This is a genomic window from Pseudomonas sp. UBA1879 (assembly GCF_002338065.1).
Taxonomy (GTDB): domain Bacteria; phylum Pseudomonadota; class Gammaproteobacteria; order Pseudomonadales; family Pseudomonadaceae; genus Aquipseudomonas.
Map to the genome: position 1 here is coordinate 215,893 of NZ_DDHJ01000002.1, position 19,531 is coordinate 235,423.

Here is a 19,531-nt window from a genome sequence, read left to right on the forward strand (position 1 = left end):
CTCAATACACCGTGGGGGCAGTCGCTGAGGCCCGCGTGCTTGCAGCCGGTTTCACCTGATGAGAGGAAGACCTATGTTCGGTTTAGAGGCGCTCGATCTCGCCCGAATCCAGTTTGCGTTCACTGTTTCGTTTCACATTCTCTTCCCTGCCATCACCATCGGTCTGGCGAGCTTCCTCGCGGTGCTCGAAGGTCTGTGGCTCAAGACCCATGACGACACCTACCGCGACCTGTACCACTTCTGGTCAAAGATCTTCGCCGTCAACTTCGGCATGGGCGTGGTGTCCGGGTTGGTCATGGCGTACGAGTTCGGCACCAACTGGAGTCGCTTCTCCGACTTCGCCGGGGCGGTCACCGGGCCGTTGCTGACCTATGAAGTGCTCACGGCGTTCTTCCTCGAAGCGGGCTTTCTGGGCGTCATGCTGTTCGGCTGGAACCGTGTGGGCCGTGGCCTGCACTTCTTCGCGACCGTCATGGTGGCCATCGGCACGTTGATTTCCACGTTCTGGATTCTCGCGTCCAACAGCTGGATGCAAACCCCTCAAGGCTTCGAAATCGTCGACGGTCGCGTGATCCCGGTGGATTGGCTGGCCGTGATCTTCAACCCCTCATTCCCCTATCGCTTGCTGCACATGGCGATCGCTGCGTTCGTCGCGACAGCCTTCTTCGTTGGCGCGTCGGCGGCCTGGCATTTGCTGCGCGGTCGAGACAACCCGGCCATTCGCCGCATGCTGTCGATGGCCATGTGGATGGCGCTGATCGTGGCACCGATTCAGGCAATGGTCGGCGATGCTCACGGGTTGAATACGCTGGAACACCAGCCTGCCAAAATTGCGGCGATCGAGGGGCACTGGGAAAACGTCGGTGACGAACCCACGCCGCTGATCCTGTTCGGCATCCCGGACATGAAAGAAGAACGCACCAAATACGCGGTTGAGATTCCCTACCTCGGCAGCCTCATCCTGACCCACAGCCTGGACAAGCAAATCCCCGCGCTGAAGTCATTCCCGCCCGAGGACCGGCCTAATTCGCTGATCGTGTTCTGGTCGTTCCGGGTCATGGTCGCGCTGGGAATGCTGATGATCGCCGTCGGCCTGTGGAGTGCCTGGCTGCGCTGGCGTGGCGGGTTGTTCACCAACCGGCTGTTTTTGCGGCTGGTCATGTGCATGGGGCCGGCGGGGCTGATCGCGATACTGGCGGGGTGGTTCACCACCGAAATCGGCCGCCAGCCGTGGGTCGTCTATGGGCTGATGCGCACCGCCCATGCCTCGTCGAGCCACAGCGTCGAGCAGCTGAGCATCACCCTGGTGCTGTTCGTAGTGGTCTATTTCATGCTGTTCGGCACCGGTTTCGGCTACATGATGCGCTTGGTGCGCAAAGGACCGAAGACCCATGAAAGCGAGAACACCCCACCCGGCGGGCCGGGCCAGAAACGCACGCCAGCACGTCCGCTGTCGGCTGCCGATGAAAGCAGCACCGACGATCGCAAAGACCGCCTGACCGAGGGGAACTGAGCCATGGGTATTGATCTGCCACTCATCTGGGCCGTCATCATCATCTTCGGCATCATGATGTACGTCGTCATGGACGGCTTTGACTTGGGCATCGGGATCCTCTTCCCTTTCATGAAGGACAAGACCGACCGTGACGTGATGATGAACACCGTTGCGCCGGTCTGGGACGGCAACGAAACCTGGCTGGTGCTGGGCGGCGCGGGGTTGTTTGGCGCCTTTCCGCTGGCTTACTCGGTGGTGCTGGAGGCCTTGTACCTGCCGCTGATCCTGATGCTGATCGGGCTGATTTTTCGCGGCGTGGCATTCGAGTTCCGCTTCAAGGCGACCGATGAAAAACGTCACCTCTGGGACAAGGCGTTCATCGGCGGCTCGCTGGTGGCGACGTTCTTTCAAGGGGTGGCGCTGGGTGCGTTCATCGATGGCATCCCGGTGGTCAATCGTGCCTATGCCGGTGGCGGGCTGGATTGGCTGACACCGTTCTCCCTCTTCTGTGGACTGGCATTGATCGTGGCCTATGCGCTGCTCGGCTGCACTTGGCTGATCATGAAAACCGAGGGCGCTTTACAGAAGGCGATGCATGATCTGGCGCGCCCGCTGGCATTAGGGACACTGGTGGTAATGGGCATTGTCAGCCTGTGGACGCCGCTGGCCCATCACGACATCGCCGAGCGCTGGTTCAGTCCGTCCAATCTGATCTGGTTCATGCCAGTGCCGGCGCTGGTGTTGGTGACGATGTACGGGCTGTTCAAGGCGGTCGCACGCAACGCGCATTACACGCCGTTCCTGCTGACGCTGGTGCTGATCTTCCTGGGTTACAGCGGGCTGGGCATCAGCTTGTGGCCGAACATCGTGCCGCCGTCGATCTCAATCTGGGACGCAGCATCGCCGCCGCAAAGCCAAGGCTTCATGCTGGTCGGGACGCTGTTCATCTTGCCGTTCATCCTGGGTTACACCTTCTGGAGCTACTACGTGTTCCGCGGCAAGGTCACCCACGAACACGGTTATCACTAGGAGGGCAGGGCCATGAACGGCAAGGGTTCGCTGAGTGAACACGAAGGCGAGGCAAAAAAGCCGCTCTGGCAGCGACTGGGCTGGCTGGTGGTGATTTGGTCAGGCAGCGTGTTGGTACTGTTCGTATTCGCGATGTTGTTGCGGATGTTTATGACGGCGGCGGGGATGAAGACGCACTGAATTGGCACCATTGTCGGGTTCGATATTGTGGGAGCCGGCTTGCTGGCGAAGGCGGTGCATCAGTGACAAATGCATTGCCTGAGACCCCGCCTTCGCCAGCAAGCCGGCTCCCACAGGGAAGAATCTCACTGGCCTGGTGATTTATTTGCGGGCTTTGAGAATCACGAACTTCGGCGTCGCCGCCACCTGTTCCACCCCTCGGAACAACCGCGCCAGCTTGGCGTGGTACCCCAAATGCCGGTTACCCACAATGTACAACGCGCCGCCTGTCACCAGTGCCGAGCGCGCCTGCTGGAACATGCGCCAGGCGAGAAAATCCCCGACAACCTGTTGTTGGTGAAAGGGCGGATTGCACAGCACAACATCCAGCGAATCCGGTTCCTGACCCGCCAGGCCGTCAGCCGCCCGGATCTCCACCTCACGCTCACCCAACGCCAGTTGCCAGTTCTCCTGCGCGGATTTCACCGCCATGAATGACTCGTCCACCAGCGTGTAGTGTGCGTCCGGGTTGGCCAGCGCACTGGCAATCGCCAACACCCCGTTGCCACAGCCCAAATCCGCCACGCGTCCGGAACCGAGATTTGTCGGGAGATGGGGTAGAAAGGCGCGGGTGCCGATATCCAGGCCGTCGCGGCAGAACACGTTGGCGTGGTTGATCAGCTCGATCTTCGGCTCGTCCAGCGTGTAGCGGGTGGGGAAGGGCGAAGGCTGATAAGCCTTGGGTTCCGGCGTGCAAAACAGCAGGCGGGCTTTTTTGACGGCCAATGACGCCTGCACCGGCCCGATGTAATCCGCCATCAGCTCACCCGCCGAGCGCGGCAGGTGTTTGATCATGCCCCCGGCCACCACCCTGGCGTCCGGCGCCAGTTGGCCTTGCAGGCGAATGAGCTGTTCTTCCAGCAGCGCCAGGGTCTTGGGCACGCGAATCAGCACCCAGTCGAACGGCCCTTGGAGCGGTTCGCTGGCCGGGATCACGGGCACTGCGTCGTAAGCCTGCCCGTTGCGCACCAGGTTTTTCTCCAGCGCCTGCACCCCAAGAAACGAGTCCGTGCTGCTGAACACTGCCGCGTGCGGAGCAAGGCTGGCCGCCAGCGCACCGAAGCTGTCGTTGAGAATCAGCACACGGGTTTGCAGGCTCAGGCCGTGCTCTGCGAGGTGGCTGAGCAGGTATTCGTCAGCCGCGTCGAAGGCCTGCAAGGGTTCATCTGACTGCTCCGGCTGGCGAATCAGATCGAGCTGGGCGAAAGGCGTGGTAAGCAGGGGCATGGGCTGGAGAATTCCATTCGTGGGCGACGCGATTGGCGGCTTGGTGCACCTGGACGACGCACCCTTGCCAGCGGACTCGCGAAACCCGCGATTTTACGTGGTTTTCCATCGGCTTAGCACCCAGGCTTTTCAGAGAGCGCTCTCTGACTCGGCCCTCATGGCCGGAATACTCCATGCAGCGCAGCTTGCACGACGGCCGACGTTTTGTTGCTCACTCCCATTTTTCGTATGGCGCTGCCAATGTGGAAATTCACCGTTCGGATTTTCACGTCCAGAATCAGCGCGACTTCCGCGGCCGTCTTGCCTTCGGCCGACCATTTCAGCACTTCGATTTCCCGAAGCGTTAGCCCGCTGTGCACCAGGGCGACGGCCTTACTCATCTGTAGCAAATCCAGTCTCAAGTGTTCCATCACAAGCCTCCATGCCCGAGCAAAAGTGAACGTCGTTTTGATGGAAGTCTAGGTAAGGAATCGCCGGGCAATCAGTCACAGCGTGGGTGAGACGGATGAGTGGGGAAGCGGCTCTTGTCCGACACATTCTCTAAGTCTTCTGAATTCAATCGCTTACGTGCGCCCGAATTCGATCTCAGTATCGGTCGCGATAACCTCCATCGCGAAATGCTCTAAAAATCCACACGAATGCATCGGGCCGCCGCGTGATCCGATACCACTACAAACCCGCAGTGTTTATCGACGTCGGTTTGCGGGAAACTGGGCGCTCTTGAATGAGTGACAGGAGCCAGGAGCGCCCCATGACCGCCAGTGCAGAGAAGTTCACCCGGCAAACATTGCTCAACGTCACGCCGTTGACCCCGAGTCTGTTCACCTTGCGCACCACCCGCGATCCGGGTTTTCGCTTCACGGCCGGACAATTCGTGCGGTTGGGCGTGACCAAGGTCGACGGCAGCACGGTGTGGCGGGCGTATTCGGTGGTGTCGTCGCCCTTCGATGAGTTTCTCGAGTTCCTCTCCATCGTCGTGCCCGGCGGCGAGTTCACCAGCGAGCTGAGTCGGCTGCGCGAGGGCGACACGTTAATGGTCGAAAAACAGGCCACAGGTTTCCTGACCCTCGACCGCTTCACTGATGGTCGTGACCTATGGATGCTTTCAACGGGCACGGGCGTGGCGCCGTTTCTGTCGATCCTGCAGAACTTTGAAGTGTGGGAAAAATTCGAGCGCATCATTCTGGTGTACAGCGTCCGTGAGGCCAAAGAACTCGCCTATCAGGACCTGATCGCCGAGTTGACCCAGCGCGAATACCTCGCAGAATACGCCCACAAGTTTCATTTCATCGCCACGGTCACCCGTGAAGATCACCCTGGCGCGCTCAATGGCCGGATCACGACGCTGATTGAAACCGGCGAGCTGGAAAAGGCAGCGGGCGTAGCGCTGACCCCTGAGCATTCACGGGTGATGATCTGCGGCAACCCGCAAATGATTGATGACACCCGAGCCGTGCTCAAAACTCGCGACATGCGTCTGGCCCTGACCCGCAAGCCGGGACAGGTGGCGGTGGAGAATTATTGGTAAGGGTAACCGGTCGATGGCGAAGAGTTTTGAAGAACACACATCTGTGACAGTGAGCTTGCTCTCGAAGGCTCACGTGCATCTGCCGTAGATCCGGTGGATGCACTGACCCTCTCGTGAGCAAGCTCACTCCCACAGATCATTCAGCAAAGGGTGGGAGCGGTGTAGGACAGAGGTTGCGGACTACACCAACCGATCAGGATTCACCGGCAGTGGCGCCGCAGGCTTGTTGTTCTGCTCTTTCAGCAGGTCACGAATCTCAGTCAGCAGAGTTTCTTGCGGAGACGGCGCAGGCGGAACGGAAGGGGCTTTGGCTTCTTCGCGTTTCAGGCGGTTGATCGCCTTCACGCCCATGAAGATCGCAAACGCCACGATGATGAAGTCGACCACGGTCTGGATGAATTTGCCGTAGGCCAGCACCACCGCAGGGGCTGGGCCATTCGCTGCCCGGAGGGTAATTGCCAGATCACTGAAGTCCACGCCGCCAATCAGCAGCCCCAGGGGCGGCATGATTACATCGCCGACGAACGACGAAACGATCTTGCCGAATGCCGCGCCAATGATGATACCGACGGCCATGTCGACCACATTTCCTTTGACGGCAAAGGCTTTGAACTCGCTTAGTACGCTCATGGTGTATTCCTTTGTTACAGATGAGGGTGGTGAATGCAGTGTATGTCAGCTACACGCATCCCGCGTAATCCATTCAATCGACCGGCTTCGATCCTGTTAGTTTTACGGAATCGTCCAGAAAGGTGTTCGCGCGGGCCATGACACGCGGGCGTTCCAGGCATGGGGTATGATTGCCCCTTTTTTGCGGCGGGGGTTCCATGGCCAAGGCCAAACGCATGTATGGCTGCACCGAGTGCGGCGCGACCTTTCCCAAATGGGCCGGGCAATGCAGCGAATGCGGCGCCTGGAATACGCTGACCGAAACCATGATTGAGAGCGGCGGCGCGGCGGCACCTGCAGGCCGTGGCGGATGGGCGGGGCAGCAAGCGCAGATCAAGACCCTGGCTGAAGTCAGCATCGAGGAGATCCCACGCTTCTCTACCAATTCTGCCGAGCTGGACCGTGTACTGGGCGGCGGTCTGGTGGACGGCTCGGTGGTGCTGATTGGCGGCGACCCGGGCATCGGCAAGTCAACGATCCTGCTGCAAACCCTCTGCGCCATCGCCGAACGCATGCCAGCACTGTACGTCACCGGCGAGGAATCACAGCAGCAGGTCGCCATGCGCGCCCGTCGTCTGGGTCTGCCTCAAGACAAACTGCGGGTGATGACCGAAACCTCCATCGAAACCATCATTGCCACGGCGCGTATCGAACAGCCGAAAGTCATGGTGATCGACTCGATCCAGACCATTTTCACCGAGCAGTTGCAGTCGGCCCCCGGTGGCGTGGCGCAGGTGCGCGAGAGCGCGGCGTTGTTGGTGCGCTATGCGAAACAGAGCGGCACGGCCATTTTTCTCGTCGGCCACGTGACGAAAGAGGGGGCATTGGCCGGCCCTCGCGTACTCGAACACATGGTCGACACCGTGCTGTATTTCGAAGGCGAATCGGATGGCCGTTTGCGTTTGCTGCGGGCGGTGAAAAACCGTTTTGGCGCGGTCAACGAGTTGGGTGTGTTCGGCATGACCGACAAAGGTTTGAAAGAAGTCTCCAATCCGTCGGCGATCTTTCTGACACGCGCGCAGGAAGCCGTCGCCGGCAGTGTGGTCATGGCCACATGGGAAGGCACGCGTCCGATGCTGGTGGAAGTGCAGGCGCTGGTGGATGACAGCCACCTGTCGAACCCGCGTCGCGTCACGCTGGGCCTGGACCAGAACCGGCTGGCGATGCTGCTGGCTGTTCTGCACCGCCACGGTGGAATTCCTACACACGATCAAGACGTCTTCTTGAACGTGGTGGGCGGGGTCAAAGTGCTGGAAACCGCATCTGACCTCGCGCTGATGGCGGCTGTGATGTCGAGCCTGCGCAATCGGGCGTTGCCGGGGGACCTGCTGGTGTTTGGCGAAGTGGGTCTTTCAGGGGAAGTGCGGCCGGTGCCCAGCGGGCAGGAACGCCTGAAAGAAGCTGCCAAACATGGCTTCAAACGCGCCATCGTGCCCAAGGGCAACGCACCGAAAGAGGCGCCGCCCGGTCTGACCGTTGTCGCCGTGACCCGACTGGATCAGGCGCTGGATGCGTTGTTTGAGGAATGACTGAGAGTAGCCGGCTTGCACTTAACCTGTGGGAGCCGGCTTGCTGGCGAAAGCGTCAGGTCAGGCACCTCTATGCTGATTGACACCCCGCCTTCGCCAGCAAGCCGGCTCCCACAGGGTTAGTGTTCGGCCGAAGATCGGCGGCTACACCTCAATCAACGCTCCCAACTCCCGCTCCAACTCGTCATGATCGGCCAGGTTCAACTCGATCAAACGGCGCAGGTGGGTCACCGATTCCAGCCCGATGTGTTCGCACACGAAGCCCAGATGGTTGTGATCGTCGTGGGTCAGCCTGACTTCCATCTGCACGTCGATATCGACGTTCAAATGGATGTCGACGATGAACGGCTCATCGGGATTACCCAGCCAGGGTGACGGCCGCTCGATCAGCAGCCCTTTGAGCGACAGGTCGATCAAGTGGACCGGCCAGCTCTTGGCGCCTTGGGTCAGTTCGGTCTTGGCATCGAACGCAATACGTTTGAAACGGCGACGGTCTTCGTGGGCATCGGTCATGACGCGACTTCTCCTGGCCGTATGGCGGCAACTGCGTTGACTATAGGACAAATCCCGCGCTAGACCATCGTGGGGGTGGCCTTTCGCTCCAGCAGCGCTAAACTCTCGTTGCTGCTAAAAACACTCCACTCTGCTGGAAACACAAAAAAATGAAAAATAATAATAGTCTGCTGCGCCACGTGCCCTGGCTGATTGTTGCGATTCTTGGGGCGTGCGCCCTCGGAGTGGTTGCATTGCGTCGGGGAGAAGCAATCAACGCACTCTGGATCGTGGTCGCCGCGGTCGCCATCTATCTGGTCGCTTATCGTTACTACAGCCTGTTCATCGCCACGCGCGTCATGCAGCTGGACCCGACACGGGCCACCCCTGCAGTGCTGAACAACGACGGTCTGGATTATGTCCCGACCAACAAACACATTCTCTTCGGTCACCACTTTGCCGCCATCGCCGGTGCAGGCCCGCTGGTCGGTCCGGTGCTCGCCGCGCAAATGGGTTATCTGCCCGGCACGCTGTGGCTGATCGCCGGCGTGGTCTTGGCCGGTGCGGTGCAGGATTTCATGATCCTGTTCCTCTCCACACGCCGTAACGGCCGCTCGCTGGGCGACATGGTCCGCGAGGAAATGGGCCGCGTTCCCGGCACCATCGCCTTGTTCGGCTGCTTCCTGATCATGATCATCATCCTCGCCGTGCTGGCGCTGATCGTGGTGAAGGCCCTGGCCGAAAGCCCGTGGGGCATGTTCACGGTCATGGCGACGATCCCGATCGCGATGTTCATGGGCGTCTACATGCGCTTCATTCGTCCAGGGCGCATCGGCGAAATTTCCATCATTGGCGTCGTGCTGTTGCTGCTGTCGATCTGGGTCGGCGGCCAAGTGGCAGCGAGCCCTGAATGGGCACCGCTGTTCACGTTCACCGGCGTGCAGATCACCTGGATGCTGGTGGGTTATGGCTTCGTCGCCGCCATGCTGCCAGTGTGGCTGGTGCTCGCCCCTCGCGATTACCTGTCCACGTTCCTGAAAATCGGCACCATCATCGCGCTGGCGATCGGCATTCTGATCCTCGCGCCTGAGCTGAAAATGCCGGCCTTGACCCAGTTCACCGACGGCACCGGCCCGGTCTGGAAAGGCACGCTGTTCCCGTTCCTGTTCATCACCATCGCCTGCGGTGCCGTTTCCGGTTTTCACGCGCTGATCTCCTCGGGCACCACGCCGAAGCTGCTGGATAACGAAGTCAACGCCCGTTACATCGGTTACGGCGGCATGCTGATGGAGTCGTTCGTGGCGATCATGGCCATGGTGGCGGCGTCGGTCATCGAACCAGGCGTCTACTTCGCCATGAACAGCCCGGCGGCCATCGTGGGTACTGACGTCAACGCGGTCGCCCAGATGGTCAGCAGCTGGGGCTTTGTGATTACCCCGGATCAACTGGTGGCGACCGCGAAGGACATTGGCGAGAACACCATTCTGGCCCGTGCTGGTGGCGCGCCAACGCTCGCAGTGGGTATCGCGCAGATCCTGCACCAAGCGTTCCCTGGGCAGAACACCATGGCGTTCTGGTACCACTTCGCGATCCTGTTCGAAGCGCTGTTCATCCTGACCGCAGTGGACGCCGGTACCCGTGCCGGTCGTTTCATGCTGCAAGACCTGCTCGGCAGCTTCGTGCCTGCGCTGAAACGCACCGAATCGTGGACCGCCAACGCCATCGGCACCGGGGGCTGCGTCGCGCTGTGGGGTTACCTGCTGTACCAAGGCGTGATCGATCCACTGGGCGGTATCAACACCCTGTGGCCGCTGTTCGGTATCTCCAACCAGATGCTGGCGGGTATTGCGCTGATGTTGGCCACCGTCGTGCTGATCAAGATGAAACGTCAGCAATACGCGTGGGTCACGATTCTCCCCGCTTCCTGGCTGCTGATCTGCACCGTGACCGCAGGCCTCATCAAGCTGTTCGACCCGAGCCCCGCCGTCGGCTTCCTGGCTCTGGCCAAGAAATACAGTGCAGCCGCTGAAGCCGGCCAGATCATCGCGCCGGCAAAAACCGCCGATCAGATGCAGCACGTGATCTTCAACGCGTACACCAACGCCGCGCTGACCACGCTGTTCCTGTTCGTGGTGTTGAGCATCCTGTTCTACGCGATCAAGGTCGGTCGTGCGGCGTGGGTCAAGAAAGAGCGCAGCGACAAGGAAGCGCCGTTCCAAGCCTTCCCGAAAACCCATTGAGTGCGCTGTAAAGCGAGGAGCTGTGTATGTTCAATGACCTGAGTCGTCTGGGTAAATATCTGGGTCAGGCTGCGCGCCTGATGGTCGGCATGCCGGACTACGATAACTACGTTGAGCATATGCAGAAGACCCACCCGGACAAGCCGGTGATGTCGTACGAGGCGTTCTTTCGCGAGCGTCAAGATGCGCGTTACGGTGGGAAGGGTGGGCCGAAGTGTTGTTGAGAGGTAAATAGCGCGAGCTTGCGAGCTTTACATATGTGGGAGCCGGCTTGCTGGCGAATGCGATAAATCAGTCGATGTCGATGTGACTGATCTGACGCCTTCGCCAGCAAGCCGGCTCCCACAATGCAATCATCGTTATCGCCACAAATTCGCGTTGCATTGGAGATATTTGTGTTCACACCCATCCCCGTCACCGTGCTGAGCGGCTTTCTCGGCGCGGGCAAGACCACGCTGTTGCGTCACCTGCTCAAGGCAGAGCACGGCCTGAAAATCGCTGTGATCGAAAACGAATTCAGCGACGCCGGGGTGGACACCCAACTGCTCGGCGATGAGCCGGTGCAGGTGATGACCCTGTCCAACGGCTGCGTGTGCTGCACCATTCACACCGACCTGACCAAGGCGCTGGTCTTGTTGCTGGAGCGGTTGGACAGTGGCGAAATCGCTTTTGACCGTCTGGTGATCGAATGCACCGGCCTTGCCGACCCGGCTCCTGTCGCTCAAACGTTCTTCATCGACGAAGAACTGCGCGAGCGTTACATCCTCGACGGCATCATCACGCTGGTCGACGCCGCCCACGCCGACACCCATCTGGAGCAGACCATTGCTCAGGCGCAGATCGGCTTTGCCGACCGCCTGCTGGTGAGCAAGACCGATCTGGTGGACGAAGCGACCTTCCAGGCATTGAGCGAGCGCCTGACCCGCATCAACCGACGTGCGCCGATCCGCGTGGTCGAACACGGCCAGATCGATCTGGCGCAATTGCTGGACGTGCGCGGTTTCAACCTGAACGCCGACGTCGGCGGCATGGTGCTTCGCCCTGCGGCGCCTGCAGGTCGCGGGATCGACCGCATCAGCAGCCTGGTACTGCGCAGCGACGCAGCCTTGGATCTCGACAAACTCAGCACCTTCATGAACGACCTGCTGGAAGAACACGGCAAGCAATTGCTGCGTTACAAGGGCGTCCTCAACATCGCGGGCGAAGACCGCAAGCTAGTGTTTCAGGGCGTGCTGAAGCTGTATGGCTTCGATTTCGACGTGGAGTGGGGCACCGACGAAAAGCGCGAAAGCGTGATCGTGTTCATCGCTGACGATCTGCCGGAAGAGAAGATTCGAGAAGGGTTTGCGAAGGTGGCGGCGGAATGATCCGCAACCTCACGGCTGACTGACACACCGCACGTCCACTGTGGGAGCCGGCTTGGTGCGGGCAGCGATCCGACGAAAGCGGCAGCACAGACACATGGAGGTTGAATGACACGTTGTAGCTGTAGGAGTGAGCTTGCTCGCGATTGCTTCGTCTCATTCAGCACTCTGGTGTCTGAAATGATGCAATCGCGAGCAAGCTCACTCCTACAGGCCATGGCGTAGCCCTAAAGAAAAAAGCCCGGCGCTGAAGCCGGGCTTTTTCACATCACGCCTACGCTATCAAGCGCCGTAAACCGGCAGCTTGGCGCAGATGGCCTGGACTTTTTGGCGAACGGCGTCGATCACCGCTTCGTTATTCAGGTCAGCCAGGATGTCGCAGATCCAGCCGGCCAGTTCCTTGCACTCTGCTTCCTTGAAGCCGCGAGTGGTCACCGCCGGGGTGCCGAAACGCAGACCGGAGGTGACGAAAGGAGAACGTGGATCATTCGGTACGGAGTTCTTGTTCACGGTGATGAACGCACGACCCAGCGCGGCGTCGGCGTCTTTGCCGGAGATGTCCTGTTTGATCAGCGACAGCAGGAACAGGTGGTTTTCGGTCCCGCCGGACACCACGTCGAAACCGCGCTCGATGAACACGCCGGCCATGGCCTTGGCGTTCTTCACCACTTGTTGCTGGTAAACCTTGAACTCAGGCTGCAGTGCTTCCTTGAAGCAGATCGCCTTGGCCGCGATGACGTGCTCCAGCGGGCCACCCTGACCACCCGGGAACACAGCGGAGTTCAGCTTCTTCTCGATGTCGGCGTTGGCGCGCGCGAGGATCAGGCCGCCACGTGGACCGCGCAGGGTCTTGTGGGTGGTGGTGGTCACGACGTCTGCGAAGGGAACCGGGTTTGGATACACGCCTGCGGCGACCAGGCCGGCCACGTGGGCCATGTCGACGAACAGGTAGGCGCCAACTTTGTCAGCGATGGCGCGGAAGCGGGGGAAATCCAGGACCTGCGAGTAAGCCGAGAAACCGGCCACGATCATTTTTGGCTTGTGTTCCACTGCCAGACGCTCGACTTCGTCGTAGTCGATCAGGCCGTTGCCGTCTATGCCGTATTGAACCGCGTTGTACAGCTTGCCGGAGGAGGAAACGCTGGCACCGTGGGTCAGGTGGCCGCCGTGGGCCAGGCTCATGCCGAGGATGGTGTCGCCCGCGTTCAGCAGGGCCAGGTAGACGGCACTGTTGGCTTGAGAACCGGCATGTGGCTGGACGTTGGCGTAGTCGGCGCCGAACAGCTCTTTGGCGCGGTCGATGGCCAGCTGCTCAACGATGTCGACGTACTCGCAACCGCCGTAGTAACGCTTGCCCGGATAACCTTCAGCGTATTTGTTGGTCAGCACCGAACCCTGGGCTTCCATGACCGCCGGGCTTGTGTAGTTCTCCGAGGCGATCAGCTCGATGTGATCTTCCTGGCGCTTGGCTTCTTGCTCCATGGCGGCAAACAGGTCGGAGTCGTACTTGGCGATAGTCAAATTACGGCTGAACATGGCGGTCCTCGGGGATCGGGCAGTAGAAAAGGGGGGCATTCTACAACATCGCGTTTTATCTGGCATATGAAAGGCGGTCATGTGCTGGACAAGCGGTTTTCATACGGTTAAAAGGTCGACGAGCCACTCCGTGGGAGCCGGCTTGCTGGCGAAAGTGGTGTGCCATTCGACATCACAGTGTCTGACCTGCCGCATTCGCCAGCAAGCCGGCTCCCACAAGGAATGCAGCGGCAGTCGTTTCTCCGTCAATCCAGCATGAACAGCGCATCATTGCTGAATTGCGCCTCGAACCGCTGTGCCGGCATCGGACGACCGAACAGGTAGCCCTGCACTTCGTCGCAACCATGCTCGCGCAGAAATTCCAGCTGTTCGTACGTTTCGACGCCCTCGGCGATGACCGCCAAGTTCAGGCTATGGGCCATGGCGATGATTGCGCGGGCGATCTGCGCGTCTTGCTCGCCCGAGGGCAAACCGTCGACGAATGTACGGTCGATTTTCAGCACGTCGATGGGGAACTGCTTGAGGTAGTTCAACGACGAGTAACCCGTACCGAAGTCGTCGACGGCGATGCTCAGCCCCAAACGCTTCAAACCGTCGAGGATTTGCATGGCCTCGCTGACCTCACGCATCAGGATACTTTCCGTCAGCTCAAGCTCCAGACAGGCAGGCGACAGCCCGGTCTCCTGAAGAATGTTGGCGATGCGCATCCCGAGTTGTCCATCGGAGAACTGGCGCGCGGAAATGTTGACCGAGACCTTTGGCACACGAACCTTCGCCTTGTGCCATTCGCGCAACTGACGACAGGCTTCCTTGATCACCCATTCACCGACCTCGACCACAAGCCCCAGCTCTTCGAGCACCGGAATGAAATCCCCGGGCGGCACCAGTCCACGGGTTGGATGGCGCCAGCGCAACAGGGCTTCGGTCCCGGTCAGGCGCTTACCGTCGCCGCTGAATTGCGGTTGGTAATAAAGGGTGAATTCCTCCTGCTCCAGCGCGTGACGCAGGTCGCTTTCCAGCTCCAGCCGCTCCAGGGCGCTGGCATTCATGTCCGCCTGATAGAACTGGAAGTTGTTCTTGCCGCGCTCCTTGGCGTGATACATCGCGGTGTCGGCGTTTTTCATCAACTGGCTGAGCTCATTGCCGTCTTGCGGACTGAGGGCAATCCCGATACTGGCCGTGACGAAGAACTCGCGGCCTTCAAGCACGAACGGTTTGACCAGACTGGCGAGGATCTGCTCAGCCACGTGGATGGCGCGGGTCAACGCCGCCTGCTGTGTCGCGCCCGGTTGCAGCAGCAGGGTGAATTCGTCGCCGCCCATGCGTGCGACGGTGTCGTCGTCGGCCACGCACTCCAGAAGCCGCGCGGCCATATCTTTAAGCATGCGGTCGCCGGCGGCATGACCCAAGGAGTCGTTGATCGGCTTGAAGCGGTCAAGGTCCAGAAACATCAGCACCACCCACGCCTGCTGGCGTTCGGCGTGCTGCAGCGCCGTATGCAGGCGGTCCTGAAACAGCGTGCGGTTTGGCAAGTGTGTCAGAGCGTCGTAATACGCCAGACGATGAATGCGCTGCTCGCTGGCTTTGCGCTCGCTGATGTCACTGAAGAAGCACACGTAACTGGCCAGGTCGCCTTCGTCGTCGAACACTGCGGTGATGCCGACCCACGCCGGATAATGCTCGCCATCCCGACGCTTCAGCCACAGCTCTCCCTCCCAACTGCCCCGTTGATGCAACTGCTTGAGGATGTACCCCAACTGGGCTTCCTGCTGGTTTTCGACGGTCAACATCATGGGGAGTTGGTCGAGTACTTGCGACATCTCGTAACCACTGACGCGGCTGAATGCGTCGTTCGCCTGCACGATATAACCGGCGGGGTCGGTGATGAGAATCGCCGAGGTCGAGTGTTCGAATACCGTCGCTGCCATGCGCAGGTCTTTTTCCGCGCGACGCTGCTGACTGATATCACGACCTACGCCGAGAATGCCTTCGAAGCCACCGGACTCGTCCCACAGCAATACCAGCCGCAACTCGACCGGGATCTTGCGCCCGTCAGCGCGTAGGCAGTCGAACAGATACAGCTGCGTGGTGATTTCGTTGCGCAACGCCGCCAGCGATTCGGGCTTGTTGAGCGCCTTGCCGATACGGTGCAGCAGGCCCTGAAGATTCGCCAATTGCTGAGGATTGGCGAAGATCGAATTCCAGCCGTTGGTCAGTATCCACTCGGCGCTGTAACCCAGGACGGTGTTGACCGACGGGCTGACGTAGTTGGGGCGCAGCTTCGGGTTGGTGGAAAAAATCACGTCGCTGATGCTTTCCGCCAACATCCGATAACGCTGTTCGCTGTCCCGCAGCGACTGGCTGGCCTCGATTTGTTCGGTGATGTCCTTGGCAACCCCGATGATGCGCGTGACCCGGCCGTTCTTGTCCAGCTCAAGCGCTTGCTCGCGGATATCGAAACGCCGCCAGTGACCGTCGCGGTTTCTGAAGCGCAGCTGGCATTGGGTAAGGGCTTTGTGGCCTTCTTCGCTGCGGGCCAGACGCAGCTGCTCATAGGCCTCGGTGTCTTCCGGGTGCAACAGCATCACCCAGAAATACTCGCCCATCTGCTGCAGCTCGTCCTTGCTGTAGCCGAGGGTCTGTCCCAGATGGTGGTTGCTGTAGATCATGCGGCGGCTGATCACGTCCTGCACGTACAAATGATCGGGCACGGTGCGCACCACGTCCGACCAGAAGCTTTCACGCTCCTGCAGGGCCAGTTCAGTCTGCTTGCGGTTGGTGATGTCGTTGATGTTCAGAATGACGGCGTTGAAGTCCTCGGGCTGCTCGGGCAGTCGGACCACCAGCCACAGGTGATGCTCATTGCCGTCAGCGTTGGGCAGGAGGATTTCCAGTTCCAGTTGGGGCAGGCGGTCAAGCACGGCGCTGATCAGCTGTACGCCGATCCCTGTCTGCGAGCGAGGGCAACCCTCGATCAAGTGCTGCCAGGCCTGCGCAGACGACCCGACGTTCAGCAGCGTGGCCGCCACCTGATTGACTTCCGTGATGCGCAGCTGACGCAACAGGGCGGGCAGTTGGTCCGGGTGATTCCGCAGCCGTTGGTGCAGGTCATCGCTGGAGGTCAATTGCAGGTGCTTGAAATACTCCGGCAGGCCGGACAGATCCAGCACGCACAGGGCCACGCCAGTGCCCTCGAAAATATCCTGGTAGCGACGACGGCTTTCATGCAGCTGCAACTGGCGGCGCCTCAGGCTGCGCAGGGCCAACAGCGGCACAATGGAACACAGCAGCGCGATCAGGCATTTGCCCACCAGCGGCCCAATCAGCGCCTGACGCGCCTTGTTGGGGTCGAACAGGCCACGCAGTTGCCAGTCACTGTTGGTCAGGGGTTCGAGCAACACGGTCTGGGCCGTGCCGTCGGCTTGATCCTCGGCTGCGGCGTCGGCATAGATGACCCGCTGGCTGGTGCGATTTTCCAGCCGCCAGCTCGCCCGAAAATCCTGCTCGCTTTGGCGGGTGAGGGCGTTCATCGTCTGGGGATCGAGCCGAATGACCCAATGGTTGTCTTCCCGACTGCCAGGCTGACGGACGAACAGGTAAAGCGTCGAGCCGTCCGGCGCGTCCGCGTAATAGTAGGTGCGATCGTCGATGCGCTCGCGCTGCTGAGTCAAAAAGCTGGCGTCCGCGCTGCTCGGCGCGCTGTCGGAGGCCACATTCGCGCCCGCATCCAACCACGCGACACTGCGCATCCCTGGCAGCGCTTTGCGCAGGCGATCGAGTGTCGCGGTCCGTTGGTCGGTGAGGGGGGACTCGCCTTTTGCATCGTCCAGAATGTTCAGGGCAACTTGCGCATTGAGCGCCATGTTCAAACTCAGGCGATCGGCCAACTGCATGCTGTAGTCGACGCTGCGCTGACGTTGACGATCTTGCGTCTGTTGAAACTGTTCGAAGAGCTGCCAGATCAACAGCGCAAGCATCAGCAGCACCAGCACGGCCAGCGCACCCTTGGGCGAGCTTCGGAAAGCTGCGGCCGTCGCGCGTTTGGGAGACCGCAGGGGGGAAATGGGTGATGGTGTGGACAAACTGGCGATCCTGACTGCTGGACTGAATCAGCGGGTGCGAAATGCACAATAAGCTTGGCGCTTAAATGGCGCCTAGCATGCCCTGAGTTGTGGCTAAGTGCCAGCCTTTAAGGCCCGCACGGTTTGCCCTCTCGACTGCATTCGGGTAGCTTTGCGCCACGCGCGATGTGCCCGAATCTGCAAGCCGGTTTTCTGCAATTTGCCTCAGTCCTTGCAAACAATGCTCCAGCTTGACGACCGATACTCGGAAGTTTTGTCGCGACTATTCTGTTCGTGCTTCCCTTCATTCAAGGCGCGGATGCGTTACACAACAAGTCGCAGGATTAAATAATCGCTGTTTTGCGACGGGGCTCCGGGTTTGCACGCCAAACCGGGCTCGCGCCTTTATTCACAGTCCTAACCAGGTTTTCATTCCATGGCCCAATACGTCTTCACCATGCATCGGCTGAGCAAAGTTGTTCCGCCGAAGCGGGAAATCCTGAAAAACATTTCCTTGTCGTTCTTCCCGGGCGCCAAAATCGGCGTACTCGGCCTCAACGGCTCGGGTAAATCAACACTGCTGAAAATCATGGCCGGGGTCGACACCGAGTTCGACGGCGAAGCGCGCCCGATGCCGGAACTGAACGTCGGCTACCTGCCGCAAGAGCCGCAACTGGACCCGAGCAAGACCGTACGTGAAGTGGTCGAGGAAGCGGTCAGCGTGATCAAGGACGCTCAGGCGCGTCTGGACGAGGTCTACGCCGCCTACGCCGAGCCGGACGCTGACTTCGACAAGCTCGCGGCCGAACAGGCCAAGCTCGAGGCCATCCTTCAGGCCAGCGACGGCCATAACCTTGAGCGCCAACTGGAAGTCGCCGCCGATGCGCTGCGTCTGCCGGCCTGGGACGCCAAGGTCGAACACCTGTCCGGTGGTGAGAAGCGTCGCGTGGCCCTTTGCCGCCTGCTGCTGTCCGCGCCCGACATGCTGCTGCTCGACGAACCGACCAACCACCTGGACGCCGATTCCGTTGCCTGGCTCGAACACTTCCTGCACGACTTCCCGGGCACTGTGGTCGCGATCACCCACGACCGTTACTTCCTGGACAACGTCGCCGGCTGGATTCTGGAACTCGACCGCGGCGCCGGTATTCCGTACGAGGGCAATTACTCCGGCTGGCTGGAAGCCAAGTCCGATCGTCTGGCGCAGGAGTCCAAGCAGCAATCGGCCCACGAAAAGGCCATGAAGGAAGAGCTGGAGTGGGTGCGCAAGGGCGCCAAGGCGCGCCAGTCCAAATCCAAGGCACGTTTGCAGCGCTTCGAAGAAATGCAGTCGCAGGAATTCCAGAAGCGCAGCGAAACCAACGAAATCTACATTCCCGCCGGTCCGCGCTTGGGCGACAAGGTCATCGAATTCAAGAACGTCACCAAGGGCTACGGCGATCGCGTGCTGATCGACAACCTGTCGTTCTCCATGCCCAAAGGCGCCATCGTTGGCGTGATCGGGGGCAACGGTGCCGGTAAGTCGACACTGTTCCGCATGCTGATGGGCAAGGAGCAGCCGGATTCGGGCTCGATCGAAATCGGCGAAACCGTGCAGCTGGCGTGCGTCGACCAGAGCCGCGACGACCTCGACGGCAGCAAAACCGTGTTCGCGCAGATTTCCGATGGCTCCGATCAGATCAAGATCGGCAACTATGAGATTCCGTCGCGCACCTACGTAGGCCGTTTCAACTTCAAGGGTGGCGATCAACAGAAGTTCGTGAAGGACTTGTCCGGTGGTGAACGCGGCCGTCTGCACCTTGCGCTGACACTCAAAGAGGGCGGCAACGTCCTGCTGCTCGACGAACCGTCCAACGACCTCGACGTTGAAACCTTGCGTTCTCTGGAAGAAGCACTGCTGGACTTCCCAGGCGCCGCGATTGTGATCTCCCACGATCGGTGGTTCCTGGACCGTGTCGCGACGCACATCCTCGCGTACGAGGACGACTCGCAAGCGGTGTTCTTCGAAGGCAACTACACCGAGTACGAAGCCGACCGCAAGAAACGTCTTGGCGAAGCCGCTGCCCAGCCGCACCGCGTGCGTCACAAGAAACTGGCCTGATTCTTCTGGATCGGTCTCACTGAAAACGGAGTCTTCGGGCT

The 19,531-nt window shown here is 60.2% G+C and carries 15 protein-coding genes; 9 read left to right on the forward strand and 6 right to left on the reverse strand.

Annotated elements, in window-relative coordinates:
* The first annotated feature begins 73 nt into the window (after positions 1 to 73).
* From B3N48_RS02755 to B3N48_RS02765, 3 genes are read left to right on the forward strand one after another with little or no spacing between them, the layout of a single operon-like run.
* Complete coding sequence (locus tag B3N48_RS02755; RefSeq protein WP_296179094.1) at positions 74 to 1,513, forward strand: cytochrome ubiquinol oxidase subunit I; 1,440 nt, start codon at positions 74 to 76, stop codon at positions 1,511 to 1,513.
* 3 nt (positions 1,514 to 1,516) lie between these two features.
* Positions 1,517 to 2,524, forward strand: coding sequence for a cytochrome d ubiquinol oxidase subunit II (cydB, locus tag B3N48_RS02760; RefSeq protein ID WP_296179096.1), 1,008 nt, complete (start codon positions 1,517 to 1,519; stop codon positions 2,522 to 2,524).
* A gap of 12 nt (positions 2,525 to 2,536) precedes the next feature.
* A complete protein-coding gene (locus B3N48_RS02765) occupies positions 2,537 to 2,704 on the forward strand; it encodes a DUF2474 domain-containing protein (protein WP_296179097.1) in 168 nt (55 codons plus the stop codon).
* Positions 2,705 to 2,845: 141 nt separating this feature from the next.
* On the opposite strand, the gene B3N48_RS02770 is transcribed toward B3N48_RS02765, so the two are convergent.
* Together B3N48_RS02770 and B3N48_RS02775 are read right to left on the reverse strand one after the other, a co-directional pair.
* A complete protein-coding gene (locus tag B3N48_RS02770) occupies positions 2,846 to 3,970 on the reverse strand; it encodes a methyltransferase (RefSeq protein ID WP_296179099.1) in 1,125 nt (374 codons plus the stop codon).
* A 155-nt stretch (positions 3,971 to 4,125) separates the two neighbouring features.
* Positions 4,126 to 4,350, reverse strand: coding sequence for a helix-turn-helix domain-containing protein (locus tag B3N48_RS02775; protein ID WP_296179151.1), 225 nt, complete (start codon positions 4,348 to 4,350; stop codon positions 4,126 to 4,128).
* Positions 4,351 to 4,721: 371 nt separating this feature from the next.
* Here B3N48_RS02775 and B3N48_RS02780 point away from each other — a divergent pair, with 371 nt between their 5' ends.
* On the forward strand, positions 4,722 to 5,498 hold the full coding sequence (locus B3N48_RS02780; RefSeq protein WP_296179102.1) for a ferredoxin--NADP reductase: 777 nt from the start codon (positions 4,722 to 4,724) through the stop codon (positions 5,496 to 5,498).
* A 180-nt stretch (positions 5,499 to 5,678) separates the two neighbouring features.
* Here B3N48_RS02780 and mscL read toward each other — a convergent pair whose 3' ends face one another.
* Positions 5,679 to 6,128 carry a large-conductance mechanosensitive channel protein MscL gene (gene mscL, locus B3N48_RS02785; RefSeq protein WP_296179103.1) on the reverse strand — a complete coding sequence of 150 codons (450 nt, stop codon included), beginning with the start codon at positions 6,126 to 6,128 and terminating at the stop codon, positions 5,679 to 5,681.
* A 197-nt stretch (positions 6,129 to 6,325) separates the two neighbouring features.
* On the opposite strand from mscL, the gene radA reads away from it, so the two are divergent.
* The gene (gene radA, locus B3N48_RS02790; RefSeq protein WP_296179104.1) at positions 6,326 to 7,696 is read left to right on the forward strand and encodes a DNA repair protein RadA; all 1,371 of its coding nucleotides are present in this window, start codon (positions 6,326 to 6,328) and stop codon (positions 7,694 to 7,696) included.
* Between the two features lie 144 nt (positions 7,697 to 7,840).
* Here radA and B3N48_RS02795 read toward each other — a convergent pair whose 3' ends face one another.
* Positions 7,841 to 8,209: a PilZ domain-containing protein gene (locus B3N48_RS02795; protein ID WP_296179105.1), complete on the reverse strand. Its 369-nt coding sequence runs from the start codon at positions 8,207 to 8,209 to the stop codon at positions 7,841 to 7,843.
* Positions 8,210 to 8,358: 149 nt separating this feature from the next.
* Here B3N48_RS02795 and B3N48_RS02800 point away from each other — a divergent pair, with 149 nt between their 5' ends.
* The 3 genes from B3N48_RS02800 (at position 8,359) to yjiA (ending at position 11,795) form a co-directional block, all read left to right on the forward strand.
* Positions 8,359 to 10,428: a carbon starvation CstA family protein gene (locus tag B3N48_RS02800; RefSeq protein ID WP_296179106.1), complete on the forward strand. Its 2,070-nt coding sequence runs from the start codon at positions 8,359 to 8,361 to the stop codon at positions 10,426 to 10,428.
* Between the two features lie 26 nt (positions 10,429 to 10,454).
* Positions 10,455 to 10,652 carry a YbdD/YjiX family protein gene (locus B3N48_RS02805; protein WP_065987541.1) on the forward strand — a complete coding sequence of 66 codons (198 nt, stop codon included), beginning with the start codon at positions 10,455 to 10,457 and terminating at the stop codon, positions 10,650 to 10,652.
* A gap of 123 nt (positions 10,653 to 10,775) precedes the next feature.
* The gene (yjiA, locus tag B3N48_RS02810) at positions 10,776 to 11,795 is read left to right on the forward strand and encodes a GTPase (RefSeq protein WP_296179107.1); all 1,020 of its coding nucleotides are present in this window, start codon (positions 10,776 to 10,778) and stop codon (positions 11,793 to 11,795) included.
* A gap of 279 nt (positions 11,796 to 12,074) precedes the next feature.
* Here the strand turns inward: yjiA and glyA are convergent, their stop codons facing one another.
* On the reverse strand, positions 12,075 to 13,328 hold the full coding sequence (gene glyA / locus B3N48_RS02815) for a serine hydroxymethyltransferase (protein WP_296179108.1): 1,254 nt from the start codon (positions 13,326 to 13,328) through the stop codon (positions 12,075 to 12,077).
* A gap of 245 nt (positions 13,329 to 13,573) precedes the next feature.
* Positions 13,574 to 17,410, reverse strand: a complete 3,837-nt coding sequence (locus tag B3N48_RS02820; RefSeq protein WP_414704183.1) for a bifunctional diguanylate cyclase/phosphodiesterase — start codon at positions 17,408 to 17,410, stop codon at positions 13,574 to 13,576.
* Positions 17,411 to 17,825: 415 nt separating this feature from the next.
* On the opposite strand from B3N48_RS02820, the gene ettA reads away from it, so the two are divergent.
* Entirely contained in the window at positions 17,826 to 19,490 is a 1,665-nt protein-coding gene (gene ettA, locus B3N48_RS02825; RefSeq protein WP_296179109.1) for an energy-dependent translational throttle protein EttA, read from the forward strand.
* Positions 19,491 to 19,531 lie beyond the last annotated feature (41 nt).